Origin of the sequence: Brevibacterium sp. Marseille-P9724, assembly GCF_902500275.1 — a bacterium.
Lineage (GTDB): Bacteria > Actinomycetota > Actinomycetes > Actinomycetales > Brevibacteriaceae > Brevibacterium.
In genome coordinates this window covers 1-1,332 of record NZ_LR723007.1, presented here as the reverse complement: position 1 = coordinate 1,332, position 1,332 = coordinate 1, and the positions used below count along the sequence as shown (strand labels likewise).

Genomic DNA, 1,332 nt, shown 5'->3' with positions numbered 1-1,332 from the left:
GTTTGCGGCGATCGGCGCGGCCGGACTCGCCGCGGCGGTCCTCGATGTAGAGCGTCCAGGTCTCCTGCCCGGCGCGCTTGCCCTTCTTGCTGACGGGGCTGTGCAGCCGCATCCTCGGCACACGTTCCCCGGCGTCGTCGAGCTGCTGGTTCTGCTCCTCGATCACCGCTTCGAGACCGGCCTTGTCCACCACGCGGGGGTCGGCCAGTGCGGCGCGTACCGGGCGGCCGCGAAGCTGCGCGCCGGTGCCTTCTCGACGCACGTGGTGTTCGTCCACGGGGATGCCGGAATCGGCAAGACTCGGTTCGCAACGGATTTCATCACCGAGGCGATTAGCGCGGCCAATGCACATGGCGAGCGGTGGCAGGTCTACCGTGCCGCGACGGGGAACCCATTGGATGACTGGCGGGGCGAGGAGGTGCTGCTGCTGGACGATCTGCGGGCCTCGGCGATGGACGCGAACGATTGGCTGCTGCTGCTCGATCCGTATAACGCCTCGCCTGCGAAGGCTCGGTACAAGAACAAGGGCGAGGTGGCTCCGCGCCTCATCGTGATTACGGCGACGATCGAGCCGGTCGAGTTCTTCTACTACGCCCGCCAGAAGGGCAACGTGGACGAGGCGCTGGACCAGTTCATCCGCCGCCTGGCGTCGGTCGTGAAGGTCTACCGCGCCGACGACATCAACCGCTACCTCGTGCAGCACATCGGGAAGATCGAGCCCTACGAGTGGCACCAGTGCAGCATCCCGACCGCCGCGCACACGCCCGGCATGTACGGCAACGCGTACCACCAGAACGCCGGGTCGCGGGAACTTACGTACGGTCCGGAGACCTCGGCGGAACACGACGCGGACGGTGCGGTCGCGGAGCTGCTCAGCGGGCTCGCGGTGCGAAGTCCGGACGTGCCGCTGGCGCTGATCGAAGGTGCCGCATGAGCACCGATCAGCATTCGCTCTTCCAGGGGGTCGAGGGGGCCGGAGGCCCCTCGCAAGCAGGGCTGGAGGACACGAGCGTCAGCGATGTGTCCGACAGGCCTACTGCTTGCCACTCTGGCGTACAGGTGGAGCAGCAGACCGACTCCCAGGTGAACACCGGTCGGGCTGATGCGGAGGCTGTGCGTCAGAGTCACGGCGGCGCGAAGCGTCGTCGTGGGGGCCGCGCGAAGCTCGATACCGACTTCGGGGAGGAGACGCTCGCGGCGCTTCGCACTCGTGCGAAGCGGCTCGGGCTGGCTCCGAGCACGTGGGTACGGACCGTCGTACGCGATGCCCTCCACGCCTCCCGCTCGGAGGAGTTGGACGCCGCCGTGGCGGCGCACCTGCTCGGGGTTGAG

1 protein-coding gene and 1 pseudogene are annotated in these 1,332 nt (G+C 68.2%); both read left to right on the top strand.

What is annotated here, in order from left to right:
• A pseudogene (locus GC119_RS10850) lies at positions 1-934 on the top strand (RNA helicase domain-containing protein); the annotation flags it as partial.
• Positions 931-1,332: hypothetical protein (locus GC119_RS11155; RefSeq protein WP_151953141.1), on the top strand; the 402-nt coding region annotated here is incomplete at its 3' end. The pseudogene GC119_RS10850 and the gene GC119_RS11155, both read left to right, overlap by 4 nt.